We start from the raw sequence: 26,369 nt of genomic DNA on the forward strand, positions 1-26,369 counted from the left end.
ACGCCGCCGCGCACGCCCGCCGCTCACGTGCACCCGGTCACAGGGCCCATGCCGATGCGGGCGGCGCGGGCCGGGCATGGCACCCTTAGACCTGCGGACAAGGCGGCAGGGCGACCCGGATGACGGCAATCCGGGCGGCATCCGGCCAACAAGGACACGGGTTCGACGAGGAGCGGTCACAGTGCAGCGCTGGCGTGGCTTGGAGGACATCCCCCAGGACTGGGGGCGCAGCGTCGTCACCATCGGGTCCTACGACGGGGTCCACCGCGGCCATCAGCTCATCATCGAGCACGCCGTGAACCGCGCCCGCGAGCTGGGCGTGCCCTCCGTCGTCGTCACCTTCGACCCGCACCCCAGCGAGGTGGTGCGCCCCGGCAGCCACCCGCCGCTGCTCGCCCCCCACCACCGCCGCGCCGAGCTGATGGCGGAGCTGGGCGTGGACGCGGTGCTCGTCCTGCCGTTCACCACGGCGTTCTCGCAGCTGTCCGCGGCCGACTTCGTCGTCAGGGTGCTGGTCGACAAGCTGCACGCCAAGGCGGTCGTCGAGGGCCCCAACTTCCGCTTCGGCCACCGTGCCGCGGGCACCGTGGACTTCCTCGCCGAGCAGGGCAAGCTCCACGACTTCGAGGTCGAGGTCGTCGACCTGTACGTCACCGGGGCTGCGGGCGGCGGCGAGCCGTTCTCCTCCACCCTGACCCGGGGCCTGGTCGCCGAGGGGGACGTGGGCGGCGCCCGCGAGATCCTCGGCCGCCCGCACCGCGTGGAGGGCGTGGTCGTACGCGGCGCCCAGCGCGGCCGAGAGCTGGGCTTCCCCACGGCCAACGTGGAGACGCTCCCGCACACCGCGATCCCCGCCGACGGCGTCTACGCCGGTTATCTGCACGCCCAGGGCGAGGTGATGCCGGCCGCCGTCTCCGTCGGCACCAACCCGCAGTTCGACGGCACCGAGCGCACCGTCGAGGCGTACGCGATCGACCGCGTCGGCCTCGACCTGTACGGCCTGCACGTCGCCGTGGACTTCCTCGCCTTCGTGCGCGGCCAGGCCAAGTTCGACTCCCTGGACGCCCTCCTGGAGACGATGGCCGAGGACGTCAAGAAGTGCCGCGAGATCATCGCGGCGGACGACCGGCAGGTCTGAGCCGTTCCGCACCCGGGCGGCAGGCGCTCGCGCGCCGGAGCCCTCACCCGGGAGGCACGGCCGTCCCGGTCCCGGCTTCCGCCGCCGTCTGCTGCTGCGGCCGGGTCCGGGCCCAGTGGCAGGCGACCTGGTTCGTGCCGCCGCCGTGCAGGATCTCCAGGTCCTGGCCGCGGCAGGCGTCGGCGACCCCCGCGCGTTCGGCCTCGCCGCCGGCCAGGATCTGGCAGCGCGCGTGGAACCGGCAGCCCGCGGGGATCCGCGAGGGGTCGGGCGGCTCGCCGGTGAGGACGACCGGGGCGCCCGGCGCCTCCGGCAGGACGGACAGCAGCGCCTGGGTGTACGGATGCCGGGGCGCCGTCAGCACCTGCTCCACCGCGCCCGTCTCCACGATCCGGCCGAGGTACATCACCGCGACCCGGTCGGCGATGTTCCAGGCCAGCCCCAGATCGTGCGTCACCACCAGCGCGGAGAGCCCGAGTTCGGTGCGCAGCCGCAGCAGCAGCGCGAGGATCTCGCCGCGCACGGACGCGTCGAGGGAGGCCACCGGTTCGTCGGCGACGAGCAGTTCCGGCTCCAGGACCAGCGCGCCCGCGATGACGACCCGCTGGCGCTGCCCGCCGGACAGCTCGTGCGGATAGCGCAGGAAGAAGCGCTCGGGAGGCCGCAGCCCGGCGCGGGCCAGGGCCCCGGCGACCGCGGCCCGCTCGTCACCCGCGTGTCCGTGGATGCGCAGGCCCTCGGCGACGGCGTCGTACACCGTGTGCCGCGGGTTGAGCGAGCCGCTCGGGTCCTGGAGGACCAGCTGCGCCCGCTTGCGGTACGCCTTCAGGGCGCGCGAGGAGTACGCCAGCGGGGCCCCGTCGAAGGTGACCCGGCCCGCGGTCGGCTGGACCAGCCCGAGCAGGGAGCGGGCCAGCGTCGTCTTGCCGCAGCCGGACTCGCCGACCAGCGCCACGATCTCGCCCCGCCGGATGTCGAGGTCCACCCCGTCCACGGCCCGCGCGGTCGGCGCGCCGTGCCGTCCGGGGAAGGCGACACGCAGCCCCTCGACGCTCAGCAGCGGGGATGTGGTGGTCGTCATGCGGTGCCGCTCCTCAGTCCCTCGTCCTGCGCGGACGCCCCGCTCCCGGCCGTCCCGGTGTCCGCCTCCGGCCCCACGTGCACACACGCCGCCCGCCGTCCCGCGCCCGCCTCCCGCAGCGTCTGGTCCTCGGCCGCGCAGCGGTCCAGGGCGACCGTGCAGCGCGGGCGGAACGCGCACCCGGGCGGCACGGCCGCCGGGTCGGGCGGATCGCCGGGCAGCCCGCGCGGCGCGAACCGCGAGGCCGGGTCGCCGATCCTCGGGAACGCCCCCGACAGCGCCTTGCCGTAGGGGTGCCGGGCGTCCTCGTAGACCTGGCGGGCCGGGCCCTCCTCGACGACCCGGCCCGCGTACATCACGGCGAGCCGGTCGCAGGTGTCGGCGAGCACGGCGAGATCGTGACTGATCATGATCAGGCCCACGTCCTGCTCGCTGACCAGCTCCTCGATCAGGCGCAGGATCTGGGCCTGGATCATCACGTCCAGCGCGGTGGTGGGCTCGTCGGCGATGATCAGCCGCGGGTCGCAGGCGAGCGCCATCGCGATCATGACGCGCTGGCGCTGCCCGCCGGACAGCTCGTGCGGATAGGCGGACGCCCGCGCCGCCGGAAGCCCCACCTGTTCCAGCAGCTCACCGGCCCGCTTGCGGGCACCGGCCGCGGTCGCCCCGCGGTGCAGCAGGATCGGTTCGGCGATCTGGTCGCCGACGCGGTGCACCGCGTTCAGGGAGTGCATCGCGCCCTGGAAGACGATCGACGCCCCCGCCCAGCGCACCGCCCGTACCCGGCCCCACTTCATGGCGAGGACGTCCTCGCCGTCCAGCAGGATCCGCCCGCCGGTGCGGGCCCCGGCCGGCAGCAGCCGCAGCAGGGCCAGCGCCAGCGTGGACTTGCCGCAGCCCGACTCGCCCGCGATGCCGAGCTTCTCGCCCGCGCCCAGGGTCAGGTCGACCCCGCGCACGGCGGAGGCTCCGCCCGGGTACGTCACTTCCAGGTCCTGTACGTCGAGCAAGGTCAACGGGACACCCCCAGCCTGGGGTTGAGTACGGCCTCCACCGCGCGCCCGCACAGCGTGAACGCCAGCGCCACGACCGCGATCGCGATGCCCGGCGGCACCAGGTACCACCAGTCGCCGGAGCTGACGGCCCCCGCCTCCCGGGCGTCCTGGAGCAGCCCGCCCCAGGAGACGACCGTGGGGTCCCCGAGGCCGAGGAAGGCCAGGGTCGCCTCGGCGAGGATCGCGGAGGAGATGATCAAGGTGGTCTGCGCGAGCACCAGCGGCATGACGTTCGGCAGCACGTGCCGGGACATGACGTGCCAGTGGCCGCCGCCGAGCGCCTTCGCGCGTTCGATGTACGGCCGCGACTCCACCGCCAGTGTCTGCGCCCGCACCAGGCGGGCGGTGGTCGGCCACGTGGTCACGCCGATCGCGAGCACGATCGTGCCGAGCGAGCGGGACAGCACCGTGGCGAGCGCGATGGCGAGGACCAGCGTCGGCATCACCAGGAACCAGTCGGTGACCCGCATCGCCACCGTGGCGTACCAGCCGCGGAAGTGCCCGGCGGTGACCCCGATGAGCGCCCCGATCGCCACGGAGAGCACGGCGGCCAGCAGTCCGACGAGCAGCGAGACCCGCGAACCCCAGATCACCAGGCCCAGCAGGTTCCGCCCGAACTGGTCGGTGCCCAGCGGGAAGTGGCCGCTGGGGCTCTCCAGCGGCCGGCCCGGCGCGTCGGTCACGCTCTCCACGTCCGAGCCGACGGTCAGCGGCGCGGTCAGCGCCACCAGCGCGAACAGCACCAGCGCGGCGAGCCCGGCCACGCCCGCGCGATGCCCGCGGTACTCCTTCCAGAAGCGCGCGGCGGAGGCCCGGCGGCGCCGCCACGCCAACGCGCGCGGCCCCGGCGCGGCCGGCTTCCCGCCGGTCGCGGCGTCCGGCGGAGTGCGGTCGTCCCCGGAAGCCTCCGGGGAGTCGGCGGCTTCGGTGGTCTCGGCGGTCATCGGCCCACCCTCGGATCGAGCAGCGGATACAGCAGGTCGGCGAGGGTGTTCATGACGATCACCGCCGCGGCGAAGACGAAGAACAGCCCCTGCACCAGCGGCAGGTCGGGCACGCTCAGCGCCTGGTAGAACAGCCCGCCGAGCCCCGGCCAGGAGAAGACCGTCTCGACCAGGATGACACCGGCCACGGTCCGCCCCAGATTGACGAAGATCAGCGTCACGGTCGGCAGCAGCGCGTTCGGCACGGCGTGCCGGCGCCGTACGAGGTCGTCCCGCAGGCCCTTGGCCCGCGCCGTCGTCAGATAGTCGCCGCCCATCTCGTCCAGCAGCGCCGACCGGGTGACCAGCAGCGTCTGTCCGTACTCGACGGCGACCAGCGTCACCACCGGCAGGACGAGGTGGTGGGCGACGTCGACGGCGTAGGCGAAGCCCTCCTTGCCGCCCGACTCCATGCCGCCGGTCGGGAACAGGCCCGGCACCGGGCCCACGCCGACCGACAGGACGATGATGAGCAGCAGGCCCAGCCAGAAGGACGGGATGGAGTAGAGGGTCAGCGCGAGCCCGGTGTTGAGCCGGTCGCCCAGCTTGCCGTGCCGCCACGCCGAGCGGGTGCCGAGGAAGACGCCCAGCGCGGTGTAGAGCACGAACGCCGTGCCGGTGAGCAGCAGGGTGTTCGGCAGCGCCTCGGTGATCTTGTCCACGACGGGCGCCCGGAACTGGTACGACGTCCCCAGGTCCCCGGTCAGCGCCTTGCCGCAGTAGTGCGTGAACTGCTGCCACAGCGGCAGGTCGAGCCCGAACTCGCGCCGGTAGACGGCGATCTGCTCGGCCGAGACCGGGCGGCCCCCGGTCATGAACTTCACCGGGTCGCCCGGGATCAGCCGGAAGAGGAAGAAACTGGTGACGAGGACGGCGAGCAGGGACACGGCGGCCCCGGCCAGCTTGCCCGCCACATACCGCGGATAGCCGCCGCCGGTGAGCCTCCGCCCCGGCCCGGACGTCCGCCCCCCGTCCGCCGGCGCGGGCCCCGCCCGGCCGGGGACGGCGGCGCCCCCGGCCGGTGAGGATGTCGCTTCAGTGGTCATGAGCACCTGCACCTGTACACGTGGTCGCGGTCGTCGTCCTGTTCACGGCCGCACGGTCTGTTCCCGGCCGCACACTCTGCTCCCGGTCCGCTCGCGCTGTTCCCGGGCGGCACAACGGTCTGTTCGTGGTGGGTCCGCGGTCGGCACAACGGTCTGTTCGCGGTGGGTCCGCGGTCGGCACAACGGTCTGTTCCCGGTCTATTCGCGGTCCTCCGCCGTCGCCCGGCGGCGCACCGCGAAGAGCACCGCCAGTCCGGCGATGACGACGACGCCCACGACGATGCCGATCACGACCCCGGTCGACGACGAGCCGCCCGAGGAGCCGTCGGAGTCCGCCGGGACGGCCGACCACCAGCTCCAGTAGCCGTCCTGCCCGTAGATGTTGCCCGCCGCCGACGGCATGGTGGTGATCGACTTGATCTGGTCCGTGCGGTAGGCCTCGACCGCGTTGGGATAGGCCATGACGTTCATGTATCCCAGGTCGTACAGCCGCGACTCCATCTGCCGGACCAGGTCCGCCCGTTTGGCGGGGTCGTACTCGGCGAGCTGGCGCGCGTACAGCTCGTCGTAGGTCTTGTCGCAGATGAAGTCGTCGGTGGCGCCGGTGTCCTTCGGGGTCTGCGGGCGGGCGGCGCAGGTGTGGATGGACATCACGAAGTCCGGGTCGGGGTTGACGGACCAGCCGTCGAAGGCGAGGTCGAACTTCCCGGCCAGCCACGGGTCGGTCACGTTGTCCAGGCAGTTCAGGGTGACCCCGATGCCGAGCTTGCCCCACCACTCCTGGAGGTACTTGCCGACCGCCTTGTCGTTGGGGTCGGTGGCGTGGCACAGCACGCGGTAGTTCAGCGGCCTGCCGTCCTTGCCGACGCGCTTGCCGTCCGCGTTCTTCTTGTAGCCCGCCTGGTCGAGGAGCTGCCCGGCCTTCGCCGGGTCGTACGCCAGTTCCTGTGCGGCGGTCGGCTTGTAGAAGTACTGCGAGAAGCGCGGCGGGATGTACCCCTGGCCCTCGACCGCGTGGCCCTGGAAGACCTTGTCGACGATGGCCTTGCGGTCCACCGCCATGAACAGCGCGTGCCGCACCCGCTCGTCCAGCAGGGACGGATCGCCGTCGCCGATCTTCGTGCCGTCCTTCGCCCGCGCGCCCGGATTGGTGGCGAGGGCGTAGAAGCGGCGGCCCGGTGCGTCGTTGACGTGGATGTCCTTGTCGCCCTTGAGCGAGGCGGCCTGAGCGGGCGTCAGCGAGGGCGAACCGGCGACGAACGACACCTCGCCCTTGCGCAGCGCGGCGACGGCGGCGTCCTGGTCCTTGTAGTACCGGAACACCAGCTCGTCGAACTTGGGCGCGCCCCGCCAGAAGTCCTTGTTGGCCTTCAGCCGCACATAGCTGTCCGGCTTGTAGTCCGTGAGCACGAACGGCCCGTTGCCGACGATCGGGAAGGTCTTGTCGTTGTTGAACTTCGAGAGGTCGCCGACCTTCTCCCAGACGTGCTGGGGCACGATCGGCACATCGAGCGCGGTCATCGTGGCCTGCGGCTTCTTCAGCCGGATCACCAGCTGGGTGGGGCTGGGTGCGGTGACCTCCGCGAAGTTGGTGACGAAGCTGCCGTTGGCGGTGGCGGCGCCGTCGTCGGTCATCATCTTGTTGAACGTCCACGCCGCGTCCTCGGCGGTGGCCTGCTGCCCGTCCGACCACTTGGAGTCGGTACGGATCGTGTACGTCCAGGTCAGCTTGTCCGGCGACGACTGCCACTTGGTGGCGAGGCCCGGGATGACGTGGTTGTCCTTCGGGTCGTAGCTCGTCAGGTACTCGTACATCAGCCGGTGGATGCTCGTACTGACCAGCCGGACCGCGAGGAACGGGCTGAGCGAGTCGACGCTCTGCGCCACGGCGACGGTGAGGACCTTCTTGCCGGCCTGCTTGTCGTCCGCGCCGCCCGCGGCCCGCGCCGCTCGTCCCGCGTCCCCGGCCCGCGCGGACGCCGCGGCACCGGCCTGCTGAGCGGCCGAGGCGGTGGCGGACGCGGCGAGCCCGGACGCGAGGAGGAGCGCGGCGGCGCCCGCGGTGGCCAGCAGCCGTGTTCTCGTCGGGCGGGCGCCGTGGCGTCCACTGCCGTGCTGATCTTGTGTGCTCATGGCTCGGTGACCTCGCGTCGTCGCACGCGCGGGACGCGGCGCGCCCCGCGCGAGGCGGGCTTGAACAGATGTGAACAGGCTGGAACGAGCTGTGCGGGCGCTGGAGCGCGCTTGATCGGGCTTGATCGGGTGACGCCGACGGAATGAAAAGTGTGTCTATCAGCGGCAGTCTGCGCGCGTCAACGGTATGTCAAACCCCATGTGGCCTGCGGAAACAACAAGTCGACCGCAGGTTCACCCACATTGGTGGAGACCATTGAAGCCTTGCTGGTGACAGAGTGGCGGCCGATTCCCGCCGGTTCTGCCTGCGAACGTGCGAAGACCCGCTCCGCCGGGGGGCGGAGCGGGTCTTCAGGAGGTTCGGGCGGTCACACCGGTGCGGGTCCGCCTACTGCTGCGGCGCGGGAGGCGGCGGATTCTGGCCACCCTGGGGGTGCCCCGGCAGGGGGTCTCCGGGCTGGGGGTGGGGGGAGGGCTGCCCCGGCGGGGAGGCGGGCTGCTGCTGGGGCTGCGCCTGCGGCGGGTAGGGGTGCCCGGGGTGGTGGGGCGGCTGGGGCTGCGCCTGCGGGTGGGGCTGGTGCTGGTGCTGGTGCTGCGGTGGGGCGAAGGGGCCGGGCTGGCCCGGCTGCCCGTACGGCTGTCCGGGGTGCTGGGGCGGCTGCGGGGGGAACTGGGCCGGGTGGCCCGGGTGTCCGGGCTGGCCGGGATACGGCCGGCCCTGCTGGTCCGCGTACGGTTGCCCCGGCTGGCCGGGGTAGGGCTGGCCCGGGAAGGGCTGGCCGGGCGCGGGCTGACCAGGTACCTGCTGTCCCGGCATGGGCTGTCCCGGCATGGGCTGTCCGGGGTACGGCTGGTTCGGCATGGGCTGGCCCGGCATCGGCGGGGCCGCCACGGGGGGCGGGTTCCCGTCCGAGGTCCAGAGCCCGTGCGCCTGCTGGTGCCGGACGAAGTCCTCGGCGACCATGGCCGCGAGGTTGAAGTACGCCTCCCGCACCTTCGGCCGCATCATGTCGAGGTCGACCTCGGCACCGGCCGCCAGATGCTCGTCGAACGGCACCACGACCACACCGCGGCAGCGCGTCTCGAAGTGGGAGACGATGTCTTCGACCTTGATCATCTTCCCGGTCTCGCGGACACCCGAGATCACGGTGAGCGAGCGTGCCACCAGATCCGCGTACCCGTGCGCCGACAGCCAGTCCAGCGTCGTACTGGCGCTGCTGGCACCGTCGACGGACGGTGTGGAGATGATGATGAGCTGGTCGGCGAGGTCCAGCACACCGCGCATGGCGCTGTAGAGCAGGCCCGTGCCGGAGTCCGTCAGGATCACCGGGTACTGGTTGCCCAGCACGTCGATCGCGCGCCGGTAGTCCTCGTCGTTGAACGTCGTGGACACCGCCGGGTCGACGTCGTTGGCGATGATCTCCAGACCGGAGGGCGCCTGCGAGGTGAACCGCCGGATGTCCATGTACGAGTTGAGGTACGGGATCGCCTGGACCAGGTCGCGGATGGTGGCCCCGGTCTCCCGCCGCACCCGGCGGCCGAGCGTGCCCGCGTCCGGGTTGGCGTCGATGGCGAGGATCTTGTCCTGGCGTTCCGTCGCGAGCGTGGAGCCCAGCGCGGTGGTCGTCGTCGTCTTGCCGACGCCGCCCTTGAGGCTGATGACCGCGATCCGGTAGCAGGAGAGCACCGGCGTGCGGATCAGCTCCAGCTTCCGCTGCCGCTCGGCCTCCTCCTTCTTCGCGCCGAGCCGGAACCTGCCGCCGGCCGCCGTCGGCCGCCCGCTGCGCGCCTTCTGCCGCTTGTTGTTGAGCAGCCGGTCGGACGACAGCTCCACGGCCGCCGTGTAACCGAGCGGTGCGACACCGGGGTTGGTGGGCTGCCGCTGGTCGTGCTGTATGGGCTGCGGCCAGGCGGCACCGGTGCGCGGGTCGACCGGGGGCTGCGGCTGCTGGAGCGCGAATCCGTCCGGCTGCGCACCACCCGGCTGCTGCGCACTGTCGGGTTGGGGCCGCGCCTGGGCCGGTGCCTGAGGCTGGGACGGCTGGGGCTGGGGCTGGAGTTGGGGCTGTGCGGGCTGCTGGGGGAAGCCGTAGCCGCCGGGCTGGCCCGGTGCGGCGGGCGGCAGGGGTGCGCCCGGCTGCGCGGGCGGGAAGCCGTAGCCGTCCGGCTGGGGATGGGCCTGGGGCTGGGGCTGGGACGGCGGTACGGGACTGCCGGGAACGCCCGCGGCCTCGGCGGCGGGGGAGTGCGGGAAGCCGTAGCCGGCCGGGGCGGGGGGCGCGGGCGGCGGCGGAGCCTGGCCGGGGACCTGCGGCTGAGGGACGTTCGGCGGGAAGCCGTATCCCTGCTGCTGTTGCGCGGCGGCCGGCGCGGGCTGTCCGGGCTGCGGCTGCGCCTGGAACGGCGGCTGGGGCTGGGGCTGCGGCTGCGCGGGCCACTGGGCCGCCGGTGCGGGCGCGGCCGGCTGGTACGACGGCGGCAGCGGCGGTACGGGACCCTGTGGCACCGGCGGAGGCGACCAGGCCCCCGGCGCACTCGGCGCACCCGGAGCGGTGGGCCCGGCGGGCTGCGCCGCGTCCTGGGGCGCCGGGGCAGGAACGGCAGCGGGCGCGGCAACTGCGTCGGGCCGGTCGTCGGGCGCGGGGGAGGCGGAGTCCTCCGGGGCGCCCGGCGTTTCCGGTGCTTCCGGCGCGTCGGCGCGCGGGTCGCTCGCTTCGCTGTCCTCCGCCTGGTCGGTGCCGTCGGCGTCATCGGCGCCATTCACGTCGTCGGTGCCGACGTTTTCGGACGCGCCCGTCTCGTCGACGGCATCGGGTTCCGCCGACGCGGCGTCATCCGGGTCCGCCGCCCCGGAGGCCCCGCCAGGGACGTCCTCCGGGGTCCCGGGGGAGGCGTCCGCGGAGATGTGCGCGGACTCGCTTTCGGGAGCGTCCCCGACCTCGGTCGAACCGTCGTCCGACGAGGCGTCCTGCTCCTCGATGTCCCGCTTCACGGAGATGGCGGAGAACCGCATGGTGGCACCGCTTTCGAGGTCACCACCGCCGGAACCCGCACCCTGTTGCCGCGGATCCTGCTCCGCGGGCTCATGGCGCGGCGCGAACCCGCCGTCCGCCGGCAGCCCGGGTACGACCACCGGCTCGCCCACCGGCGGCGGAGCCGTGAACGGAGCCGGGAAAGGCGTCTCGGCCGCGGTCGGAGACGGAGACGGCGACGGCGACGGCGACGGCGACGGAGAAGCGGACGGAGACGGAGGCGGGGGCGGCGGAGGAGGAGCGAACGGCGCACCGGGCTGCGGCCCGGCCGGAGCGAAGGGCGCACCGGACGCGGCAGGAGCGCCGGGCGTACCGGGAGCACCGAACGCGGCAGGCGCACCGGGCGCTCCCGGCGTACCCGCGCCGGGCGAGGGTGGCGGCGGCGGAGGCGGGAACGACAGACCCCCGGGAGCCCCGGCAATCCCGGCGGCCCCACCGGTCTCGCGAGGATCACCGGCCGCCCCGCCGAAGGCCCCGGCCCCGGGGCCCGCGGAGCCGCCCGCGCCGCCACCGGCACCTCCCTCGGAGGTGCCCTGCGGCTGCTGCGCCTCCGGCGGCGATGGGGCCTGCTGTTCCCCCGAGGTCCCGTACGCGTTCTGCGTGTACCAGGCGGGCGGCGCGTAGTCGATGGTGAACTCGCCGGTCGTCTCGATGGCCGAGTCCGCGTCGGGCTGGTCATCGCCGGGTGTGGCCCAGCCCCCGCGGATCCCGTCCCGATCGCTGCTCACAGTTCCTCCTGGTGTGGTCGGGCACGCTCATGCTGCCGGGGCGACCATGTCGTGTGGTTCCGAGTCGTCCGTAGTGGTTCGAGGCAGTCCGATCGCGCCGGCTCCCCCTGGGCCGTCGACGCCTGCTCCACGGGTTGTGGCATCGCGTCCGGTACCAGCCTAATCACCGTGAGCCGGGTCCCGTCAGGCCCAGCCACCCCCGGGCACGCGCGCACCAGGTCACACCACGCTTGCGGGAGACCGGAGTCGGTCCCGCCCGCCCGGCGCACCCGCTGAACAAAACGGTCACGCAGGGGCAGTTCAGTCCATTCTGCGAGGCGTGCCCAACAATCCGGTCTCGGCGTCGGTGGGCTGGGTCATCACGTACTGCCGGTCGCGGTCGCCGCACCAGAGGGTGACACCGTCGGGCAGGGCGGGCAGGGACTCCCGCTCCGCCCGGGACAGCCCCATGACGCGCCCCAGCTCCGCCGCCTCGTCCGGTGAGACCCGCTGGACGCCCGCGAGCCGCGCCTGCCGCAGCAGGCGCGGGGCCACCGGACTGAGATACGGCAGCAGCGTCAGCACCGACTGCCACGGGCCCGAGCCCACCCGCCCGCGCGGCGGCCGCATCCCGCAGTCCCGCACCACGAGCACCGGAGTGCCCGCCGACGCGCCCTGCGGAGGGACCCGCCCGACCTCGTACACGGACAGCCCGTTCTGCCCGCCGCCCATGGCGTGCACCATCTGCATCCAGGACTGTGGCCGGCCGGTCTCCACGGCGACCCGCGCCCCGGTGGCGGCGGTGCGCAGCGCGAGCACCTGCGCCGTCCACAGCCCGCCGATGAGCACGACGTCGTAGGGCGTGGGCCGGTTGATGCCGAGCACGGCCGGCTGTCCCTCGGTGTCGACACCCGCGACCACGCCGTCGTCCCCGATGGGCAGCGCGAGCGCGTCGAGCTGCGGGGCGGACAGGACATGCCGCCCGTGGCGGGGCCCGATCAGGCCGAGGCCGTACCGCAGCCGCTCACCGGCCCGGCGGACGACGGACGGCACGGCGCCGCTCGCGACCACTCCACCGTCAGGACCCGGCAGAGCCGTCACGCCGTACGGAGCTGCTGTGCCGGGCGGAACCGCCGCGCCGGGCAGAGCTGTCGTGCCGTACGGAGCTGCCGTGCCGGGAGGAACAGCCGTGCCCGGAGGAACCGTCGCGCCTGGTGGAACCGCCGCGCCCGGCGGAACAGCCGCGGGTGCCGAAGCGGGGAACGTCACCGCACACCTCCCAGCGGCAGTGTGGCCAGCATGCCCGGCAACTGCTCCCGGTCCAGCCTGCTCAGACCCGCGCCCGCCTGCCGGGCGGCGCTCTCCAACGCCTGCCGGGCCGCCACCAGTTCGTCGTCGCTGCGGCCGGTCACCCGCAGATGCCCGCACAGCGCCACATCGCCTCGCTCGCCGGGCGAGAGGGTGAGGCTGAAGGTGGTGGCGAGGGCGGGTATCGCCGTGATCCCGGCGAGCAGCTGCGGCAGCGAGGCGCCGCCGTCACCGCCCAGCGGGGGCCAGCGCCGGATCCAGTACGTCGTATGTCTGCGGTTGTCGCACCGCCAGTCGCGGGCGGACTCCTGCGTCCGTCGCTCAAGCGCCCCGGTCCGGCCCGCCTCGGCCGTCACCAGCGGATTGGCGCAGGCCGAGGTGGCGAGCGCGGCGATCAGCTCCTTCTCGTCGAGGACGGTCGCCCGGAAGCCCGCCCCGGTCAGCCGGCTCGCCAGATGGTCCGCCGCGCGCACGACGCACTTCCGCGCTCCGGCCAGACCTCCGCCGCGCGCGGTGACGGCCTCGGGACACAGCTCCGGGTCCAGCTTCAGCGCGATCCAGGTGATGCGCACCGCGGGGGCACCCGTCAGCGCCTGGAGCGGCTGGTAGTTGGCCACCGCCACGGACTGCTGCGGCAGATGGAGCGCGGGCGCGGGCTGGGTGTGCTGCACGATCTGCGCCGACTCCAGCCGGATACCGTCCACTTCGAGGACGTCGCGCACCAGCGCCAGCGGCAGCGGCCGCCGGGTCCGCTCGGCGCGCAGCGCCGTCGCGTCGGCCTCCACCTGGAGCAGCGCCGTCACGAACGTACCGTCCCCGACGATGCCGACCAGGCGCCGGTCCCGCGCCCCGTGCGCGTACGTCCGCAGATTCGGCTCGCACTCCACGGCCGGGACCAGCGCCGGTTCCGTGCCCGCGGGGACCGGTGTGCCCGCGGCGCGCCGCTGCCGTACCTTCAACGCGCGTGCGGTGGCGGCCCATTCGGGCAGCGAGCGGCCTCTTCGGCGCGCCACGGCCGACACCACCAGCAGCGCCGCGACCACTACGGCGGCGGCCAGCGCCATCGGTCCGACCGCCCAGCCGACCACCAGAACCGCCGCGGCCAGCTCCAGCAGCACCAGCCGTCGCAGCCGGAACGCGCCGCCCGGCCCCTGCCGGACACGCGGCTGCGCCGCGCCCGCGTCCCGCGCCGCGGGAGGCGCCCCGGGCCCGGCACCGGCGGGCCCGGAACCGGACGTCCCGGCGCCGTCGGCCCCTCCTCGGCCCCGCGTCGCGACCGCGTACCGGATGCCATCACCGCTTCTCCCCGTTGTGCTCACAACTCGCCGCTCGCGACGGCGTACTTGGGCCGCCGCGAGGCCCCGGTACCCTACCCGCTCCTCCAGTTCGTCCAGACACCATGCATAGTAGGGGGCCGGTCTGACATCGCCGGGCGGGGACGGGTGCCCGCGGGTGGGGACAACGGGGAGACACAGGCAGAGATGGCATCACGGCGGGACGAACTCAACGCCTACACCTTCGCGAAGAGGCGCACCCTCGCGGCCTTCCTCCAGCCGTCGCCGTCCGGATCCGAGGAAGGCGCGCCCAGGCCGCTGCGCGCCGTCGTGCCGGGCCTGGTCGCGGGCGCGCTGGCCATGGCGGTCTTCGGCGCCTGGGGCATGTTCCAGCCCACCGCGCCGTCCGGCTGGGACAAGCCCGGCACCCGCGTCATCGTCGGCAAGCAGTCCACGACCCGCTACGTCGTCCTCAGGACCGGCGGCACCACCCGGCTCCACCCGGTGCTGAACCTCGCCTCCGCGCGCCTGCTCATGAACGACGCCGACTACCAGGTCATCCAGGTCGGCGACAAGATCCTGGACTCCGGTAAGCCGCCGCGCGGCCCGATCCTCGGCATCCCCTACGCGCCCGACCGGCTGCCCGCGGCCGACGACGCCGGCCGGGCCAAGCGCTGGGCCGTGTGCGAACAGCCCGGCGGCAAGGGCGAGACGACCCAGCAGGCGACCTTCGTCCTGGCCCCGCGCGACGAGAAGAGGACGGACGACTCCCGCCGCCTCACCGCCGGGGACGTGCTCTACGTCAGGACCCGCACCGGCGAGCGCTACCTCGTCGACGCCCGGGGCACCTCGTACGCGATCACCGGGAGCGAGTCCGACGCGCTGACGACGGCGCTCGTCGGCTCCCGCAGGCCGCAGCTCGTCACCAAGGAGTGGCTGGCCACGCTCCACCCGGGCGACCCCATCGGCTTCCCCCGGCTGCCTGACGGCGTCGGCTCGCCCGCCCATGTGCCCGGCCAGTTGTCCGAGCAGGAGAACAAGGTCGGCACCGTCCTCAGGACGGAGACCGGCGAAGGCACCCGGTACTACGTCGTGCTGCCTGGGAAGGCGCAGCCCGTCAGCGAGTTCACCGCCTGGCTCCTGGTCTCCTCCCCGCAGACGGCCCCGCTGGACATGGACGGCGCTGCGCGTACGGTCGGCCTCCAGGACTTCACCGCCGACCCCGAGACCTTCGCCGGACAGGCGGCCCACTGGCCCCTGCGGCGCGCCCGGCAGGTCAACGACGTCTCCACCGCGTCGGGCCGCGACACCGTGTGCAGCGTGCTGCGCGGCGTCGGCGGCGACAACACGACATCGCTCAGCACCTGGGCGGGCACCGACTACCCGGCCGAGATCACCGCCGACGGCACCGGCACCTACGTCACCCCGGGCACCGGCCTGCTGTACACCCAGCTCCAGGGCACCGAGACCGGCGCCGGAGCGCTCTTCCTGGTCACCGACACCGGCCTGCGGTACGCCGTCCAGGCCAACGGCGACAGCGACAGCCGCAGGTCGGGCATCGGCGCCGACAGCGGCAAGAGCCGGGACGGCACCCCCGAGCCCAGCGAGGCCCAGGTCAAGCTCGGCTACCAGAACGTGCGGCCCGCCAAGGTGCCGGCCGTCTGGTCGGAGTTCCTGGCGAAGGGGCCCCGCCTGGACACCAACAGCGCCCGCCGCCCCCAGGGTTCGTGACCCGCGCTTGGGCGAGGAGCCCGTGGAAGGCGTCCTGAGACGCCGGTAGAGCCCGTGGATCGCGCAGAGCCCGCAGACGAATCCCAAAGAAGAACGAGTCCCACAGAAGAACGAGTCCCACAGAAGAACGAGGAGTGTGCCGAGCGCGTGCTGCCGACGAAGGCGATCCTGCTGACCGCGACCGTCCTGCTGACCGGCTCCGGCGCCGCGCCCCCCATGGCCCCCGCGCCCCCCGCGGCCCCCGTGTCCGCCCTCCGTCTGGACGGCAGCGGTGCGTGCACCTTCCCCGCCGAGCAGATCGTGGGCACCCCCTGGTCGCTCCAGCGGGTCCTGCTCGACGAACTGTGGCAGGGCACCGACAAGGGCAAGGGGGTGCGGGTGGCCGTCATCGACACCGGTGTGGACACCGAGAACCCCCAGCTCGCCCCCGCCGTCGACAAGAAGGCGGGGCGCGACTTCCTGACCAAGGGGAAGGGCGGTGACCCCACGAACGACCAGGTCGGCCACGGCACCAAGGTGGCCGGCATCATCGCGGCCCGTCCCCGCAAGGGCACCGGCTTCGTCGGCCTGGCCCCCAACGCCACCGTCATCCCCATCCGCCAGAACGACGCCGAGAACAGCGGCGACTCGGACACCATGGCCGCGGCGATCACCTACGCCGTCGACCGGGGAGCCCAGGTCATCAACATCTCCCAGGACACCACCAAGCCCCTGTCCGGCACCTCCGCCCTCGCCCGCGCCGTACGCGAGGCCATCGGCCACGGTGTCGTCGTGGTCGCCTCCGCGGGCAACGACGGCCTGGACGGCACCGCCAGGAACACCTACCCCGCCGCCTTCGACGGCGTCCTCGCGGTGGCCTCCTCCGACCGCAACAACGAACGGGCCTCCTTCTCGCAGTCCGGCCCCTTCGTGGGCGTCGCCGCCCCCGGGGTCGACATCGTCTCCACCGTGCCCGGCGGCGGCCAGTGCACAGACAACGGCACCAGCTTCTCCGCCCCCTTCGTCGCGGGAGTGGCCGTCCTCCTCAAGGAGAAGCACCCCCACTGGACGAGCGCCCAGATCGTCACCCAGATCGAGCAGACCGCCGAACGCTCCGTCAACGGCCACGACGACTTCGTCGGCTGGGGCATCGTCGACCCCGTACGCGCCGTCCAGGAGTCGGACCTCGCCCACCCGCCCTCGGCCCCCACCCCCGACCCGGGCCCCGCCAAGGCCCCCCTCCCCGACGTGCCCCCCTTCACCCTCGCCGAGACCCCTCACGAACGCGACCGCCGCTACGCCACCTACACCCTCGCCACAGCGGCGATCCTGGTCGCCGCCATCACCGGCACCGCGCTCGTCCTCCGCGACCTGCGCCGCCGCCGCGGCGGGAACGCGCCGTCCTGAAGCGGGACGGGCATCCACCACCGGTCAGCACCTGACCCGACGAACGCCGAAAGGACCGCATCTCATGAGCTTCGGGCCTCCGCCGTCCGCCTACACCGCCTCGGCGCTGGGCGCGGAGCGCCGGGCCAGGCGCCGCAGGGCGGGTGTTGCCGCCGCCGTGGCCGTCTCGCTCCTGGCACTGTGCGGCGTGGGGGTGTGGATGTTCTCGACCGGATCCGACGACGCGGCGGCCGGTGAGCACCGTCGGCCGCCGGCGCCCTCGGCGGACGACATCAGGCAGACGGTGGAGAGAACACCGGACACACCGGACGGACAACTGCTGGTCGCGCACAGCGAGAAGGGACTTGCCGGGAACACGGAAAGCAACCCTCGCCTGGCTCCCGGCACATGGGCCACCGGCAAGATCCTGGCCAAGGGAGTCGCCGACAGGATCGTGGGGTACCGGCTGCTGCCCGACTCGGACCAGGAGACATGGACGCTCGCACTGGACGGTGACATCTGCGCCACGACCGGGCGCATCACGCAGGACGGCCGCACCGCGGTAGCCGTCCAGAAGGGCGGCAGACACGCCGGCTCCGCCGACGGGACCCGTTGCGACGAGGTCGTCGTCTTCGACGTGGACACCGGCAAGAAGCTCTGGCAACAGCCCCTTCCCGCCAAGGGGGCCGCGGACATCTCCCACACGAACCTCACCTTGGCCAAGGGAGTCGTCGCCGCTGCCTGGGGGCACGGTTCGGTCGCGTACGCCATGCGGGACGGCAGCCGACTCTGGGCGCACGAGGACAGCTCCGGGTGCCGTGAACGAGGCTTCGCGGGCGGGCACGCCCTGCTGGCGCTCGTCGCCTGCGGCGACTCGGGCGATCCCGCCTACCAGGTGCGCGGCATCGAGCCGCGCACGGGCAGGAGCACCTGGACCTACAAGGTGACCCAGGGCGTCAGGACGGTGTACCTGCCCTCGTCCGATCCACCGGTGCTCGCGGTGGCCGCCGGGGACGCGACGGTGACCCATCTCATCACCCTCGACGGCAGGGGTTCCTACCAGGCCACCGTCCCGCTGGACAGCGGCCTGTACGACCCCGGGTGCGGCCGCAACTATGCGGGCAGCACGTACTTCGGCACCACGGAGGTGTGCGACGGCATGGCTGTGGGACGGGACCGGATCTTCCTCGCCACCGCGTTCGACGCGAACGCCACCGAGAAGGTGTCCAATTGGATCGTCGCGTTCGATGTGAGGACAGGTAGAACCGCCGGAAAGTACGAGGGGCACACGGCGCAGCCCGTCGTCCCGCTGCGGGCGAGCGGAGACGATCTGCTCCTCTACCGGCGGAGCCTCACCGGGGTCGAGCCCGCGGCCGTGATGAGCTGGAATCCGCGCACCGACACGGCGAAGCCCTTTCTCTTCTTCCACCTTCCCGACCAGGCGGAGGAGGAACTGAGCGATCCGCGCCGGTCGGACATCCTCGTCGAACAAGGCAGGGTCTTCTTCGCGAAGCGCCGACTGGTCGCCGAGCAGGCACACCCCGCCGATCCGGTCCCGGCTGTCGTCGGGGTGGGGAGCGCGGGACTGGGACACTGACGGGGGCGCTCGTCCGACCGGCAAGCCAACTTCACTGCTTACGCTTTGCAGTTGGAAGCGCCTCGTGGAGTGATTAGAGTGACGTCCGGTGCCACGCGAGTGGTACGTCACGGGGGCGGCGCGGTGTGAGCGTCCTGCGTCGCACACGCGGGAGGAGCTGACACCTCTTGCCCACGGGCGGAAGCCTCAGAGACCCCTCTGCAGTCCCCGCCCGGTGGCTGTCGCCACGTTCAGGACAAGAGGAGGGCAAGAGGCGATGGAGAAGCAGCAGCTCGACTACAGCCACGACGATGTCACGCAACTGGCTCGTCACATCGATGAGTTCAACATCGAGCTGAGCAAGCGCATCGGTTCGCTGAACCAGGTCGTCGACATGGTGCAGGCGGGCTGGCAGGGCGCCGCGGGCAAGGAGTTCGACTCGCTCCAGCGAGGGATCAACCAGAACCTGAGGAAGATCCAGGACAACCTCTCCGACCTCGAGGAGATCGTCCGTATGAGTGCCGGCAAGTTCGACGCGCACGAGCAGGAGCGGATCGCCCAGATCCGGAAGGTCGACAACTCCGGAGAGGTCCAGAGCAGGATCCTCGGCCAGGTCGGCGTCAACTACCGCTAACACCGCTGGAAAGGATGAAACGTTGAACATGTCGAGCAGCTTCGACCGGACAGCGGTCAACTACGACACCGTCACCCAGGCCGCCGCCGATGTGCGCACCACGGTCAAGAACCTCAACGAGCACCTCGAGGCGCTGATGCGTGCCGTCAGGCAGCGGTCCGCGGAGTGGCAGGGCGAGGCCAAGACGGCCTTCGAGGCGATCCAGCAGAGCAACAGCCAGGAGATGGCCGCGATGACCGAGAAGCTCGGCCGTGTCGCCATGCTCCTGGACGAGTCGGTCATCGGCTACCAGGACACCGACAAGGGCAACGCGGCCCGCTTCCGGATGCTGATGGGCGGCTGAGCAGCCCTTCCGTACCCCAGCAGGGAGGCGACGCCGTGCGTTGCCTCCCTTTCCGCTTCCTGCCCTCCCGGCTCACTTTGTGCATTCGAATCGCTTGGTCACCTGGGGTACGAAATCATCTAGGAACCGCTGGAGCTTCTTGTAGCCAGCGGCTGTATTTTCCACACGGTCGCCGTACAAATACACTGCGAACGACATATAGGCGGAGCGCTTGGTGCAGAGCGCCTGAACCACGGCGCGGTTACTGCCGATGACCGCGGTACCAGGGAAAGTCACCTCCCGCTCGGCGGCGTACTCGTACGTGTCCGCCACTTTTTTCCAGTCCCTCGGATCGGGCTTCCCGTCCGATCGCAGAGCATTGACGGACAGGACGAGATGGCCGTCCACCTTGAGGGTACAAGCGGATCCCGCTCGGGGGGGATCGAAATCCTCGTGCGTCTGCTTGACTTCTCCGCTTCCCGGCAGGAGCGGAGAAAGGGAAGAATGATCCACCGAGGTCCGGCAGAAATCATCCGGTACGGCAAGCTTGGTGTCGCTGCAGCCCGCTGCTGCTCCCAGCAGCCCCGCGCACACGGCGGCCGCCACTGTAGAACGCAATTTTTTCACTACTGGTCTCCCGCAATACCGTCTGCCATCTTGTTTCCCTGATTGGCGGCCGCAGCGATCTGTTTGTAGATCCCGTCGTCCTGTGAGTATCCGACGTGGTCATGGGCCCAGCCAGAGTTGGTCGCGTACCACTGCTCGGCGATGGCGTTGAGCTGGTGACGGCGGAGCTCGTACGTCGCTTGGTTGTCGCCCGTCAGTTTCGCCGCCTGATCCTGCTGCTCATCCATGATCCATGCGCTGGTGACCACGTCGGCACCGCGCTGTGCGAGATCGCCGTAGATCGGAATGAAATTGAGCAGAGCGCCGGAGCCGTGATAGCTCCACGCCTTGTCCCAGGTGTAGTCGTGCTGGTCGCCCTTGAGGGCGTTGTACCGGGCTTCCTCCATGAAACCGACCGCGTAACCGGCCGAATTGAGCGTGTCTTCCGGTTTACGTGAACTGTTGTGGACGTCATCCATGATGGCGTGGTTCATTCCTTCATGGAGCAGACCGTAGGAACCTTGGCTGCGGGATACCTGTTTCGTGATCTCCATGATCTGGCTGTTGTCGAGGCGAGGCCCTTGATCCGGATCGCGCTTCCCGCTGGGATCGCTCATCGCGACGTACACCTCATGACCGTGATTGGTCAGGATTTTCGCCATGTCGTCGCGCAAGGAAGGCGGCATGTCATCGCCCTGGGCGGACAAAACGTCCAGGGCGTGGACGAAGATCCGGTCGTTGGCCGCCGTGTGCTGTGTCGGCCCCTGCGGACCGGCCGGAGAGGAGGGATCGACGCCGGTGGCCGCCGCCGCGAGCGCATTGCCCAATCCCTTACGGGTGTCGGTGTCCGCTGTGTCAGGGCCGGCCGTCTCGACCTTCGGATTGTCGAAGTTCGTGGTGTCGACCACATTCCAGTCGCGGCTGCCGTGGCCGTTCCCGAGGAGGTACTCGAAACGCTCCTTTCCTGCGGCGGAATCCGGGTCTAGGTAACCCGCGGCTCCTGCCGGATCGCGTGATATCACGTCGAGCGCGCCGTCGACGGGATCGTTGGCGAACCAGCCATCGCCACCCTTCTTGCTGAAGTCTCCCTGCAGATCCCAGATGTCGGGATGCTTCTTCTCCATGGCGATCATGTCATCGGTGACGTCCGCGACGAACTGGGGCGAGTAGCCGTGTCCCTGCTGCATCAGTGTGGCCAGGCTCTGATAGCCGCGGATCTGCTGGCCGTGCCCACGGCCTACATCGATCTTGTCGTGCGCCGCCTGGAGGTCGTATTTGTCGTCGCCGTGCTCACGCAGTTCCTGGCGCCATCTGTTGTAGAACTGCGCGTCGCCCGTCTTCGTCCAGGATTCGAAGGCGTCGCTGTAGGCCTTCGTCCCGAACTGCAAAGGCTTGCCGTGGGGATCCTTGAAGTCGGGCACGCGAGTAGCCGTGGCGAGTGCGTCGGATACACCACCGTTGAGCTCCAGGTAGGCCTTCTTGTTCTGTGTGTCGCCGAAGTAGGCCAGATCGTCGGTCCTGTTGGAGAGCTTGAGGGTGTTGTCGGGGCCGAGCGAGTCGAGGAAGGTCTGGCTGAAGACCTTGTCACCGGAGTTGTCGCGCAGCAGACGCTGGTACTCCCTGAGGTCTGCACCGTCCAGCTTGTCGCCGCCCAGAATCTGATCCGCATACGCTTTGGCTTCGCGAGCTTCGTAGATCTCGATGTCACCGACCGCGGAGCCGTTGAAGGAGTCTCCCGCACCGCCGGCCTGGCCGATGGCACGCTCGAACCAGCTCTTGACGCCCGCCGCCTTGTGGAGCGCCAGCTTGACCCCCTGGTCGGCGTCGTCGACGGCCCGTACGGCGTCCTTGATGGCCTTGGTGTAACTCGCCTCGGCCGCTTTGGCCTTGGACACGTATGTGGAGTAGTCCGGATCGTGCCGCATCGGGGTCAGCTTGCCGAAGTCATAGGCAGCCTCCCCCTTGCTGTCGACGGACATGTCGTTCTTCCTGGCCTCTTCGACCAGGTCCTTGACCTGGCCGCACAGCTCCGAGAACTGCTGGTGGGCGTCGCGCAGGAGTGAGGCGATGGCACGGGCCTCGGTCTGCGCGTCCGCGAACTGCTTGCGGGTCGACGCGAACTGTCCGCCCGCGGCCGCGGCGCTGAGACCCACCCACTCGCCGTCGGTGGCGACGGACTCCACCTGCGCCGCATACAGCCTCTCCAACTCCTCGAAGCCACCGGCCATCTCATCCCAGTCGGTGGCCGCCGTGGTGAGCGTGCCGAGGTTGATGGTGACTACGTCCTGATAGCTGAGCATGCCCGCTCCCCGTCCCCGCACTTTCCTCGTTCAGTTGCGCTCTAGGCTTCCCGCCGCGGGTCGGGACCCGCGCCCAGACCCGCTATCCGGCTCCTGATGCCGTGATCGACGTACTGGAAGTCCCGATGGGTGTCCTCCAGGTCCGACTGGTCCTTCTCCAGCCGCGCCTGAAGGCTCTTGACCTGACGCTCCCATTCCGCGTGCGCGTCCTTGAGGCCGGCACCGGTCTCCCATCCGCTGAACTCCTTGACCGCCGCGGACGACGACTCGTCGGCGTGGACACCGGCCTTCGTCGTTCCCGGCCGGATGTCGTTCTGCAGTGACTGGACAGCGACCTTCTTCCCCGGCTTGTTCAGCCTGAGGTCTGGTCCGCTCCCGGCGCCGCCGGGAGCGACGCCGTCGATCTGTGTGGAGCTCTTGGCGACGGCCTCTGAGCGGGCCGCCGACCATGCGTCGTCGAAGGACATGTGCCTCTCATCTCCGGTGTAGGGCCGATGACAGCCGTGACCGCCCGGATCCCGCCCGGACCGGGGCCGGCGGGTCGATACGGCCCCGCCCGTTCATGGGTGGTGCCCCGGTCGCGGCGCCCCTTCGGGCGGCATCGGGGCCGTATGGCCGGGCGGCGGACCGTAGGGCGGGTACTGCTGGGGCTGCGCGTACGGCTGGTGATACGCGGGTGGGACCGGAGGCGGTACCGGAGTCCGCCGACGGCCGCGTGCACGCAGGACCGCGACGGTGGTGACGCCCCCGAGCAGCACGGCGGCTGCGATGCCCAGACCGATCCGGACAGGGGCGCCGCCGCTCTCGCCGGGCTCGGCCGCAGCGGCCTGGGGAGATGTGTGAGCCTGGTCGGTGCCTGACGCGTCCGGGGACTCGGTCGGCTTCGGGGAAGGAGCGTGCGATGCCGCGGCGGCGAGGTCGGGGAGCGGGTATTCGTCAGGGGGACCCGGATCGCCTGGGTTCTCGAGGGCGGCGCGTGGGCGGACGATGCCGTAGCCGAAGTCGTCGTTACGGGTCCAGCTCTTCTCGTTGCCCTTCATGGTGTTGATGAGGACGCGCAGCACCTGGTTGTTCGTCCAGTCGGGGTGCGCGGCCCAGATGAGGGCGGCGGAGGCCGAGGCGATGGCGGTGGCGTCGCTGGTGCCCTGGCCCTTGCAGATCTCGGTTCCGTCGAGACAAGCGCGGTACATGTCCACGCCGGGGGCGGTCATGTCGACTTCCGCGCCGTGCTGGGAGAACGGCGCCCGTCTGATCTTCTCCGTGATCGCGCCGACTCCGACGACACCGGGTGCGGAAGCCGGGTATTCGGGCAGGTTGGCCTTGTCCCCGCTGTTCCCGACGGCCGCGAAGAGCAGTTTCCCCTTGCCGATGGCGTACTTGACCGCTGACTCCAGCTCAGGAGTCCCCACATCGTGCTCACCGCGAGAGTTCGAAGCGCCCAATGACATGTTGATGACCTGAGCGGGACTGTCCGCGGCGTAGCGGATCGCCTGACTGAGGGTGTGGGAGAACACCGCTCTGCTGTCGCCCTGTCCGTAGTCCTCCGTCGCGTAGCGCATCCGGATGGGCAGGATCTTGGCACCGGGTGCGAGCCCGTAGGAGCCGTTCAGGGAACCCCGCGCGCCTGCTGCCGCGATGAGTGCGGCCATGTCGGTGCCATGGGCGCCGATGTCCGTGTGCTCGTCGCCGCGCTGCGACGAGAAGTCCTTGCCTGGCAGCACCTGGCCCTTGAGATCGGCCAAAGAGTCGTCGACACCCGAGTCGATCACGGCGACCGTGATGCCCCGGCCGGTGCTTGTCCTCCACATCTCCTCGGCGTGCATCGCGTCGAGGTGCCACTGGCGTGCCCGGACCGAAGCTGCTTGAGCCGGTGCGGCAGCGATGGCCACGAGGAGCAGGCCGAGGACAACTGATGCTGTCGGCACGCGCCACTGTGTCTGCTTGCCTCTGGTACGCATATGTCTTCCTGGAGTCGGCGGCCCGGGTCAGTCGATCACTGGCGGAAGGGGGCGCTGCCTGTCCCGCGTCCAGGTTTCCTCGTCCTCGGCCAGGTAGTCCGGACGTCGACCGTTCGGCTGCTGCTCCTTGCGGGGCTTCGAGGAACGGCTGCCTGACGTGGTGCCACCCACCGCGGAGCCTCGGGCTGCTTCCGAGGCATTCGCCGACGGACGGACCAGTCCGGACCCACCGGCGGTGAAGGGTCGCCCACTGCCGCGTACCGGCTGGCCGGGGCGGTTACCGATCAGGCCTCCGGTCTCCGAGGCGAGGCGCCGGCCACCCACTGAGCCTGTGCCGGAACGGCCGCTCCCGTCGGCAGGGACGCCCGGGGAAATGCCTCGGCCCATGGGGACGCGCCCCTGAGTGTTCTCCCTGCCGATGACGGTTCCTTGGGGAAGCCTGCTCGCAGAGCGACCGGCCTCCGGCACAGGACGGCCTCCGACGATGCCGGGCCCCTGCGGTGTCCGAGGGGTGTTCCCGGCCGGCCTGCTGACGAAGGGGCCCTGCGGTGATCGGCCGGGGGTGGAGGCGCGTGAGGGAGGAACCGGAGCGGGACCGCGCCCGCCACCTGTGAAGGCGGGCGGCAACGGAGGCGGCGTAGCTGTGATCGGCGGGCCCTGATGCGGGACGTTCGTTTCTGCGGTGGCCGGGGGAGCGGGAGGCTGGGTCTGCCGAGGAAGTGTGTCCAGCCCGTCGATGTCCAGGGAGACCGGCTGGTGCTGTTGTCCCAGGTGCTTCTCCGGACCGGAAGGCGATTGACCAGTGACGGCCGATGAGCCCACGGGTGTCATCGGGTGAGGCCCCGCCGCACCGCTTCGGGCTACGTGGTGGCTTGCTGGCAGTGCGGCGCCTGTCTGCTCGGAACTGCCCGACGCATGGGTCTTGTCGCCGCGCCACCAGTCAGGTGAACCGGTGTTCTCGGCCGGCGGCGGAAACGTAGGCGGCTGCACGCCGTTCACCTGCTGGGCCGAGTACTCGTACGTCTGCGCCAGTTTCCGCAGCTGCTGAATGGCCTCGTGGCGTGCCGCGTCGATGCGGTGCTGGGCGGCCGTGGCGTCCGAGCGGGCGGTGCGGGCGGCCTGCTGGGCGTCGGGGTCGTTGTGGACACCGGGCTGCTGGAGTGCGGTGATGGTCTTGTGGGCGTCGGCGAGGTCCGTCTTGGCGCGTGCCGTCTCCGAGGTGTCGGGCATGGCGGCCTTGGCCTCGGCGATGGCCTGGGACACGGTGCCCATCCAGCGGGACGCCACCTCCGCGTACTGGCCCAGACGGAGCGTCGAACTCGCCGTCTGACCACCCCAGTCGCGGAACGCGTCGCCCCCCTCGCCCTGCCACTCCAGGGACTTGACGTGGTCCATGAGATCGGAGCCGATCTTGGTGATGGTGGACGCCGCCTTGGAGAGCCGGGCGGCGAGGTGGGACGCGCCGGCGGTGGTCGCCGAGTCCAGCAAGGTCGCCAGCTGCTCGTGCGTCATCGACTCGAAGTCCGTGCGCACCGGTGTCGGCTCGCGGCGCTCGGGCCGTCCGGTCATCACAGACCCTCCTCGTCACCGCTGCCGGCCGGCGCGGCAGACGCCGGGTCATCGGTACGCCGGCTCACGTACGGATCCCGCCCCACCACGTAATACCTCTCCGTCTCCGCGTTGACCGCCCGCATCCGCGCCTTGATGTCCTCGTCGAGGTCCGCGTAGCCCACGCGTGAGGCGTGGACCGCGAGGCCCATGCCCTCGATCTGGGCGCTGAGGGCCTTCGAGAGGTTCTCCAGCTCGTCGTGGACGGCCGCGTAGGAGTCGTAGAGGAACTGCGCCTCCTTGAAGTCGGCGGAGCCCAGCTGGGCGCGGGTCAGGCGGTCCTGGCCGACCTTGCCGGGCGCGGCCTCGGACGTGTCCAGCTCCGTGAGCAGCTCGTCCACGCGCTGCTTGAACTTCTTCATGGCGCTGTGCTGGATGTACAGCGCCAGCTGCGGGTTCACCCCCGCGAGGCTGTCGAACGACGCCCCGGTGTCCGGTGCGTGACGCGCCCCGTCCGGCCTGCCGCCCCCGTGCGAACTCACCTCAGCCGCCTCCCCGTTGTCTCCCCGTGA

General features: G+C 71.4%; 20 protein-coding genes. 6 read left to right on the top strand and 14 right to left on the bottom strand.

Annotation, left to right across the window (positions count from 1 at the left end):
• Positions 1-181 precede the first annotated feature (181 nt).
• Positions 182-1,138 carry a bifunctional riboflavin kinase/FAD synthetase gene (locus tag R4Z62_RS24920; protein ID WP_491520923.1) on the top strand — a complete coding sequence of 319 codons (957 nt, stop codon included), beginning with the start codon at positions 182-184 and terminating at the stop codon, positions 1,136-1,138.
• A gap of 43 nt (positions 1,139-1,181) precedes the next feature.
• Here the strand turns inward: R4Z62_RS24920 and R4Z62_RS24925 are convergent, their stop codons facing one another.
• The 8 genes from R4Z62_RS24925 to eccE form a co-directional block, all read right to left on the bottom strand.
• On the bottom strand, positions 1,182-2,219 hold the full coding sequence (locus tag R4Z62_RS24925; RefSeq protein ID WP_064535550.1) for an ABC transporter ATP-binding protein: 1,038 nt from the start codon (positions 2,217-2,219) through the stop codon (positions 1,182-1,184).
• Positions 2,216-3,235 (bottom strand): ABC transporter ATP-binding protein, encoded by a 1,020-nt coding sequence (locus tag R4Z62_RS24930; RefSeq protein WP_491520924.1) that lies wholly within the window; start codon positions 3,233-3,235, stop codon positions 2,216-2,218. The genes R4Z62_RS24925 and R4Z62_RS24930 overlap by 4 nt, the downstream gene beginning before the upstream one ends.
• Positions 3,232-4,218, bottom strand: coding sequence for an ABC transporter permease (locus R4Z62_RS24935; protein WP_491520925.1), 987 nt, complete (start codon positions 4,216-4,218; stop codon positions 3,232-3,234). Before R4Z62_RS24935 ends, R4Z62_RS24930 begins: the two co-directional genes overlap by 4 nt.
• A complete protein-coding gene (locus tag R4Z62_RS24940) occupies positions 4,215-5,303 on the bottom strand; it encodes an ABC transporter permease (protein ID WP_491520926.1) in 1,089 nt (362 codons plus the stop codon). Before R4Z62_RS24940 ends, R4Z62_RS24935 begins: the two co-directional genes overlap by 4 nt.
• Before the next feature lie 198 nt (positions 5,304-5,501).
• Positions 5,502-7,436 (bottom strand): ABC transporter substrate-binding protein, encoded by a 1,935-nt coding sequence (locus tag R4Z62_RS24945; protein WP_491520927.1) that lies wholly within the window; start codon positions 7,434-7,436, stop codon positions 5,502-5,504.
• 388 nt (positions 7,437-7,824) lie between these two features.
• A complete protein-coding gene (locus R4Z62_RS24950) occupies positions 7,825-11,196 on the bottom strand; it encodes an SCO5717 family growth-regulating ATPase (protein ID WP_491520928.1) in 3,372 nt (1,123 codons plus the stop codon).
• 300 nt (positions 11,197-11,496) lie between these two features.
• Positions 11,497-12,276 (bottom strand): hypothetical protein, encoded by a 780-nt coding sequence (locus tag R4Z62_RS24955; protein WP_491520929.1) that lies wholly within the window; start codon positions 12,274-12,276, stop codon positions 11,497-11,499.
• Between the two features lie 164 nt (positions 12,277-12,440).
• A complete protein-coding gene (gene eccE / locus R4Z62_RS24960; RefSeq protein ID WP_491520930.1) occupies positions 12,441-13,802 on the bottom strand; it encodes a type VII secretion protein EccE in 1,362 nt (453 codons plus the stop codon).
• Positions 13,803-13,964: 162 nt separating this feature from the next.
• Here eccE and eccB point away from each other — a divergent pair, with 162 nt between their 5' ends.
• The 5 genes from eccB to R4Z62_RS24985 all read left to right on the top strand — a co-directional run bounded on the left by eccB (position 13,965) and on the right by R4Z62_RS24985 (position 19,406).
• Positions 13,965-15,488, top strand: a complete 1,524-nt coding sequence (gene eccB / locus R4Z62_RS24965; RefSeq protein ID WP_491520931.1) for a type VII secretion protein EccB — start codon at positions 13,965-13,967, stop codon at positions 15,486-15,488.
• Between the two features lie 147 nt (positions 15,489-15,635).
• A complete protein-coding gene (gene mycP / locus R4Z62_RS24970; RefSeq protein WP_491520932.1) occupies positions 15,636-16,874 on the top strand; it encodes a type VII secretion-associated serine protease mycosin in 1,239 nt (412 codons plus the stop codon).
• 64 nt (positions 16,875-16,938) lie between these two features.
• Positions 16,939-18,450: an outer membrane protein assembly factor BamB family protein gene (locus R4Z62_RS24975; protein WP_491520933.1), complete on the top strand. Its 1,512-nt coding sequence runs from the start codon at positions 16,939-16,941 to the stop codon at positions 18,448-18,450.
• 256 nt (positions 18,451-18,706) lie between these two features.
• The gene (locus tag R4Z62_RS24980; protein WP_064535559.1) at positions 18,707-19,063 is read left to right on the top strand and encodes a WXG100 family type VII secretion target; all 357 of its coding nucleotides are present in this window, start codon (positions 18,707-18,709) and stop codon (positions 19,061-19,063) included.
• A 28-nt stretch (positions 19,064-19,091) separates the two neighbouring features.
• Positions 19,092-19,406: a WXG100 family type VII secretion target gene (locus tag R4Z62_RS24985; protein ID WP_064535560.1), complete on the top strand. Its 315-nt coding sequence runs from the start codon at positions 19,092-19,094 to the stop codon at positions 19,404-19,406.
• 72 nt (positions 19,407-19,478) lie between these two features.
• Here the strand turns inward: R4Z62_RS24985 and R4Z62_RS24990 are convergent, their stop codons facing one another.
• From R4Z62_RS24990 to R4Z62_RS25015, 6 genes are all read right to left on the bottom strand, one after another.
• Complete coding sequence (locus tag R4Z62_RS24990; RefSeq protein WP_159393116.1) at positions 19,479-19,991, bottom strand: hypothetical protein; 513 nt, start codon at positions 19,989-19,991, stop codon at positions 19,479-19,481.
• Between the two features lie 20 nt (positions 19,992-20,011).
• Positions 20,012-22,291, bottom strand: coding sequence for a hypothetical protein (locus tag R4Z62_RS24995; protein WP_491520934.1), 2,280 nt, complete (start codon positions 22,289-22,291; stop codon positions 20,012-20,014).
• 41 nt (positions 22,292-22,332) lie between these two features.
• A complete protein-coding gene (locus tag R4Z62_RS25000) occupies positions 22,333-22,758 on the bottom strand; it encodes a hypothetical protein (protein ID WP_491520935.1) in 426 nt (141 codons plus the stop codon).
• A 93-nt stretch (positions 22,759-22,851) separates the two neighbouring features.
• Entirely contained in the window at positions 22,852-24,249 is a 1,398-nt protein-coding gene (mycP, locus tag R4Z62_RS25005) for a type VII secretion-associated serine protease mycosin (protein ID WP_491520936.1), read from the bottom strand.
• A gap of 27 nt (positions 24,250-24,276) precedes the next feature.
• A complete protein-coding gene (locus R4Z62_RS25010) occupies positions 24,277-25,818 on the bottom strand; it encodes a WXG100 family type VII secretion target (RefSeq protein WP_491520937.1) in 1,542 nt (513 codons plus the stop codon).
• Positions 25,818-26,339: a DUF2563 family protein gene (locus R4Z62_RS25015; protein ID WP_491520938.1), complete on the bottom strand. Its 522-nt coding sequence runs from the start codon at positions 26,337-26,339 to the stop codon at positions 25,818-25,820. Before R4Z62_RS25015 ends, R4Z62_RS25010 begins: the two co-directional genes overlap by 1 nt.
• Positions 26,340-26,369 lie beyond the last annotated feature (30 nt).

It is taken from the genome of Streptomyces sp. PL-25 (assembly GCF_058344915.1).

Bases quoted from the DNA above. Each gene is read 5' to 3' on its own strand.
- R4Z62_RS25000 (WP_491520935.1), bottom strand. From the start codon at position 22,758: ATGTCCTTCGACGACGCATGGTCGGCGGCCCGCTCAGAGGCCGTCGCC.
- R4Z62_RS24945 (WP_491520927.1), bottom strand. From the start codon at position 7,436: ATGAGCACACAAGATCAGCACGGCAGTGGACGCCACGGCGCCCGCCCG.
- R4Z62_RS24995 (WP_491520934.1), bottom strand. From the start codon at position 22,291: ATGCTCAGCTATCAGGACGTAGTCACCATCAACCTCGGCACGCTCACC.
- R4Z62_RS24940 (WP_491520926.1), bottom strand. From the start codon at position 5,303: ATGACCACTGAAGCGACATCCTCACCGGCCGGGGGCGCCGCCGTCCCC.
- R4Z62_RS24925 (WP_064535550.1), bottom strand. From the start codon at position 2,219: ATGACGACCACCACATCCCCGCTGCTGAGCGTCGAGGGGCTGCGTGTC.
- R4Z62_RS24980 (WP_064535559.1), top strand. From the start codon at position 18,707: ATGGAGAAGCAGCAGCTCGACTACAGCCACGACGATGTCACGCAACTG.
- R4Z62_RS25010 (WP_491520937.1), bottom strand. From the start codon at position 25,818: ATGACCGGACGGCCCGAGCGCCGCGAGCCGACACCGGTGCGCACGGAC.
- eccB (WP_491520931.1), top strand. From the start codon at position 13,965: ATGGCATCACGGCGGGACGAACTCAACGCCTACACCTTCGCGAAGAGG.
- R4Z62_RS24935 (WP_491520925.1), bottom strand. From the start codon at position 4,218: ATGACCGCCGAGACCACCGAAGCCGCCGACTCCCCGGAGGCTTCCGGG.
- R4Z62_RS24975 (WP_491520933.1), top strand. From the start codon at position 16,939: ATGAGCTTCGGGCCTCCGCCGTCCGCCTACACCGCCTCGGCGCTGGGC.
- mycP (WP_491520936.1), bottom strand. From the start codon at position 24,249: ATGCGTACCAGAGGCAAGCAGACACAGTGGCGCGTGCCGACAGCATCA.
- R4Z62_RS24985 (WP_064535560.1), top strand. From the start codon at position 19,092: ATGTCGAGCAGCTTCGACCGGACAGCGGTCAACTACGACACCGTCACC.